Annotated in this window: 5 protein-coding genes; all 5 read left to right on the top strand. The window is 60.7% G+C overall.

Annotation, left to right across the window (positions count from 1 at the left end; all coding sequences use genetic code 11):
* Positions 1-179: 179 nt before the first annotated feature.
* The 5 genes from AC4ELH_RS35295 (at position 180) to AC4ELH_RS35275 (ending at position 5,131) form a co-directional block, all read left to right on the top strand.
* Entirely contained in the window at positions 180-1,217 is a 1,038-nt protein-coding gene (locus AC4ELH_RS35295; RefSeq protein WP_083650338.1) for a tyrosine-type recombinase/integrase, read from the top strand.
* Entirely contained in the window at positions 1,214-1,543 is a 330-nt protein-coding gene (locus tag AC4ELH_RS35290) for a helix-turn-helix domain-containing protein (RefSeq protein ID WP_075909945.1), read from the top strand. The genes AC4ELH_RS35295 and AC4ELH_RS35290 overlap by 4 nt, the downstream gene beginning before the upstream one ends.
* Before the next feature lie 518 nt (positions 1,544-2,061).
* Positions 2,062-3,459 (top strand): site-specific integrase, encoded by a 1,398-nt coding sequence (locus AC4ELH_RS35285; RefSeq protein WP_131827526.1) that lies wholly within the window; start codon positions 2,062-2,064, stop codon positions 3,457-3,459.
* Complete coding sequence (locus AC4ELH_RS35280; protein ID WP_083650342.1) at positions 3,456-4,382, top strand: toll/interleukin-1 receptor domain-containing protein; 927 nt, start codon at positions 3,456-3,458, stop codon at positions 4,380-4,382. Before AC4ELH_RS35285 ends, AC4ELH_RS35280 begins: the two co-directional genes overlap by 4 nt.
* Before the next feature lie 83 nt (positions 4,383-4,465).
* Positions 4,466-5,131 (top strand): hypothetical protein, encoded by a 666-nt coding sequence (locus AC4ELH_RS35275; RefSeq protein WP_131827527.1) that lies wholly within the window; start codon positions 4,466-4,468, stop codon positions 5,129-5,131.
* Positions 5,132-5,139 lie beyond the last annotated feature (8 nt).

Below are 5,139 nucleotides of genomic sequence, written 5' to 3'. Positions count from 1 at the left end.
AGCGGTTGCACCGCCAGGAGGGGGGTGTCTCCGCTGGTGAGACCCCCCGTCGGGCATGGTGCAACAATGTTGCATCTGTTACAACAGGTGTTGTGACTGTTGATGATCATGGCGCGGCGCGTGTTCTATCGGCGCCCAATGTCGTTCAGCTGGACCCCGAACAAGCAGTATTCGATGCGATGGTCGAGGGTTGGGAACGGCAGCAGCGCGCGCGGTTCCTTAAAGAGTCGACGATCTCGGCGCGCAGCCGCCTGATCCGTAGATTCGCCGAGTTCAGTGGCCAGTATCCGTGGCAGTGGACGCCGACCGAGGGCGAAGCATGGATCAGCACTCTCCGCTCGGGGTCTTCACCGCTACGGCTATCTACGTTGCGGAGTTACGAGATCGAGGTACGCATGTTTTGCGAGTACCTCCGCGACGCTCGCTACGGCTGGGCGAACCAGTGCAGCGATCGATTCGGGCGTGTGCCCGAGATTGTGTTTCACGACGACAACTCGATCGTGCATGTCAGTGAGTACGAAGGTGATTCGTCTCGCCGGCCGCTGACCTACGACGAGGTCCAGGCGTTGTTCGACGCCGCCGATTCGCGCGTTGACAAGATCCGCGCGAATCGTCGCAAAGGCGCCTTGCCCGCGTTGCGAGACGCGGCCCTGTTGAAGTTCGTCTATGCCTTCGGTTTGCGTCGTCGAGAAGCGGCGATGGCTGACCTTGTTGATCTGCGTAGCAATCCGAAGTTCCCCGACTTCGGTCGCTACGGCGCGGTCTCGGTTCGACACGGCAAGGCCTCCCCTGGAGGACCGGCCAAGCGACGCACTATCCTTACAGTGCCCGAAATGAGTTGGGTTGTTGAGGTTCTCCACCACTACGTGGACGAGATTCGGCCGGCCCTGATTCGGAGCTCCCGCAGTTCGGCGTTGTGGCTGACTGAGCGTGGTGGCCGCATCAGCACTCGGGTGGCTAACGATGCGTTCATTGCGGCCCGTACCGCGGCTGGACTCGACGATTCGCTCGATCTGCACTGCTTGCGGCACTCGTACGTGACCCACCTCGTCGAGTTCGACTATCCGGAACGCTTCATCCAGGAGCAGGTCGGTCACGCGTTTTCATCGACGACAGCGATCTACGTCGGTGTCAGCAACGAGTACCGCAACCGTCTTCTCACCCGGTCGATGCATTCCCGCTACGGCGAGCAGTTCGGGCGGAGGCCATCGAAATGAAGCAGATGGACTACGCCTGGCACCTGCGAACGAAGATGGCCGAACGCGGGATGTTCTCGACTACTGATTTGCAGCCGCATCTGGCTGATCGTGGTGTGTCCCTGTCGCGAGAGCAGACGTATCGACTGGTCACCGGCCAGCCGCAACGGTTGAGCATGGACTTTCTTGTCGCGCTGTGCGACATCTTGGACTGCACACCGAACGATCTGATCGAGCCGAAGATTACCGAGGTCACGGCGCGTAAAGCCGTCGGACAGCAGGACGCAAGCGTCACTGCGATCAAACCGCGTCGCACGACGATTCGCCGACCAGGAGGTGCGTCATGAGTGTCGCCGCGCCTCCTAAGCACACCTGCGTTCGCTGCGGTCGCCTCGCTGAGCGCGCTGCACGCACTGCTGATGGTGGAATCTGCCGCCGCTGCTACCGCAACGATCCTGCCCGCATGGAACAGTGCTCGACATGTGGCCGCTCGAAAGTGCCGTCGGCGCGAACAAGTGACGGAAAAGCGTTGTGCAGCAACTGCGCCCGGCCTAAGCATGTCTGCTCGGGATGCGGCCGGCTTGAGCACGCCAAGTCAATGACAACTGCCGGTCCGCTATGCCAGCGTTGCTACAAAGCGCCGCTGCGAGCTTGCGGTAAATGCGGCGAGATTCGGCCAGTCGCAGTGCGCGTTCAGCAAGGCGTCTCCGATCTCTGCCATCGCTGCGCGCACACTCCTGAAGCCCAGTGCGGAATCTGCGCAAAAACACGTCCAGTGCATACGCATTGGCCACTCGGCGCCGTCTGCGTTTCTTGCTACAAGCGATCAACGAAACAGCCGGCCTCTTGCTCGAGCTGCGGAGCGGTGAAGGTTCTCATCGGCCGCACAACAGCTGGTGAGCTCGCATGCGGTCCATGCGTCGGAAGTTCCACCGACTACGTGTGCTCGACCTGCGGTCACGCAGGCCCCCAGCATTTCGAGGCCACCTGCCTGGGCTGCTCGATTCGGCGACTGACCAGTGAGCTGCTGACCTCAGATAACGGCGTAATTGCCGATGGTCTCGACCGGTTGCCCGACGTCCTCGTACAGCGTGGCCGCCCTGAGTCCACGATGCGCTGGCTGATCAAGCCCCGCACACAATCCGCGCTGCGTATCCTCGCCGAGGCAGAAGGGTCGATCACCCACGAAACAGTCGACGCTTGCCCGACCGGTCAAGCTCGTCACTTCCTGCGCGCAATGCTGGTCGATGCACAGGTTCTGCCGCGCCGCGACGAACCTATCGACCGGCTCGAAACGTGGATCGAAGAATTCACTGCGGATCTGCCAGCGCGGCACGCTGCACTGCTCGAACCGTACGCACGGTGGGGCATCCTGCGCATTGCCCGCCGTCGCGCTGCACGTCGTGGATTTAGCTCCGCTGCCGCCGACTCAGGACGTGAACGAATCCGCCTGGCACTCAGATTCATCGAGCACGTCGAATCAACTGGACGTCAGATCAACGACCTCACCCAGTCGATCCTCGACGATTGGACGGCCGGCAACCGCGATCGCAGCCGCCGGATCGCTGGGTTTGTCACCTGGCTCAACAAGCGAGGCATCGTCAGCGACGTTGCGGTCCCACGCTTCCGTAGCTCGCAACCGTGCGAAATCAGCGATGAAAACGACCACATTCGACGACTCAACAACTTGCTTGACGAGAACAGCCGGATCGATCTGCCAATCCGGGTAGCCGGCCTGCTGGTGCTGCTCTACGGAGCTCGCATCTCGCAAATACGATCGCTCACCACCGCGGACGTTGCGGTCACGCCGCAACGAACAAGCATCGCGCTGGCCGAGCATCCAATCGATTTGCCCGAACCTGTTGCAACGCTTGTCGAGCGGCTCGCACAGCAAGCGGCTGATAACCCCCGCGCGCAAACCCCGGACAGCGACGCTCATTTCTTGTTCCCCGGTGCCCGGCCACACGAGCCGATTCATCCGAGAACGCTCGGATTGAAACTCGCCGAAGTCGAGGTTCCGCCTCGACTCAGCCGCAACTACGCCATGGTCGCCCTCACCAACGACCTGCCCGCCGCCGTCGTCGCTGCTCAACTCGGCCTTGACGCCTCGACCACGAATCTATGGGCCAAGTTCGGTCAGCGCGACAGAGCCGAGTACTTGCTCGCGCGACGCGAAACGCGAACTACAGCCGAACATTCGAGTCGTAAAGACGAAGTTGCGGTACGCAATCAAACGCAAGCGAAAGTGGGTGCTGCTCGATGAGTGCGGATCAGTACCGTCGCGAGGTTGAAGCAAAAGGCAGGAAACGGCGTGAAGCCGAGGCCAAGGCCGGCGAATACCGGATCAAGGAATCGAAGAAGCGAACCGAGGCCGCCAAGGCCCGCCAGGCAGCCGCGAAGACATCCAACGAGGGTTCCATTCGTAGTCGACTGCGCGAGGCGGAACGACGCGAGCAAGAAGCGGCCACGGCTGGAAATGAAGCCAACCGATGGCAAGTGAAGGCAGCCGGATACGCACGCGATGAGGCCTCGGCAGCCGAGAAACTCTCGAAAGCGTTAGTCGCCGACGAGAAAAAGCGCGAGCGGGATGCACAACGTGCCGCGCGTGACGAGAAAGCGAAGCTCTCACAGCTAGAGACCCGCGTCGCAGACGTGAGCGCCGCCGTCGACCGCGTAGTGCGAGATCCAGCACACGCTGTTGAGGTTCGTGTTCCGATCGAGCCAGCAGACGATGTCTTGGGCGGCCAAACATGGGATGTGTTCCTATCGCATGCCAGCGAAGACAAAGCTGACGTAGCAATTCCATTGCGAGATGCGCTGGTGGCACTCGGCGTTGCGGTTTGGCTCGACAAAACCGAAATGCGGATCGGGCACAGCCTGCGTCGGAAAATCGACGACGGAATCCGTTCGAGCCGGTTCGCCATTGTCGTGCTTTCGCAAGCCTTCTTCAAGAAGGGCTGGACGAACCACGAGCTCGACGGTCTTGTGACAAAAAGTGTGACCGGAGACCGTCAGTCAATACTGCCGATCTGGCATGGCGTTAGTCACGCTGACGTCCGCCAGTTCAGCCCTACGCTTGCCGACAAAGTGGCGCTGAGCACCATAGATCACGAGATCCAAGCGATCGCCGAACAGATAGCAGACGTCGTTCTGTCGGCTAAAACAAGCCAGCAGCGAGCGAGCTAGGACTGCCATGAACAGCAACGAATCGCTCGCGCGACACGAATCGCGAACAACGACAACCTCTTCCCTTATGGAGGTCCACCGAGATGGCTAACCCGGCACAGCTGCTACACACCCGATTCATGTCGTGGCGCGGTCCTTCAAACACTAACGCTGCCTCCGCTCGCGGACTCAACGGAGACAACTGGGAACACCACACGCAGGCAATACGCCATCTCCAAGAGATTGAAGAGCTGGTTAGCCTGCTCGAAAACCGCGGCCGCAATATGCGCGTCGTTCGGGAGACAATTCCGTCCTGGTATCAGATCGTATTTGCTTTCAAGTCGGGCTGGGAAGGCCAGAGCACTGCGCGGATTGACCAGCAGAGTCTGAACACGTTAGAAATGCTCGCTGAGCGCTTGGAAGACGTTGTTCCCCCGGTTGAAGACGGTGGCCTCGCTGCAATCACCGAATACCTTGACGGTGTCTGCACCATTCTGGAAGACGACGCGTCGATCCCGCTTGACCTACGCGCCCATATCAACGAGGTGATTGGCCACGTTCGCTCGTGCGTTGACCACTACTCAGAAGTTGGCGACTTCAGCCTCCAAGATGCACTCGAACGCCTTGCCGGAGCCGTCGTTCGCGGCGCGGCCAACAGCGCCAACCCGAGTAGATGGAAGACGTTCGTGACGAACTTCGTCTGGCCGTTCGGCGTCAACATGGTGGCCGCCCTGCCGCAAGCAGGACTAGTGGCACTCGTCGCAAGCTGATTTAGAAG

The organism is Mycobacterium shunyiense (assembly GCF_058270075.1).
Note: the sequence above shows the minus strand (reverse complement) of the source record. Positions and strands in the feature narration are given on the sequence as shown.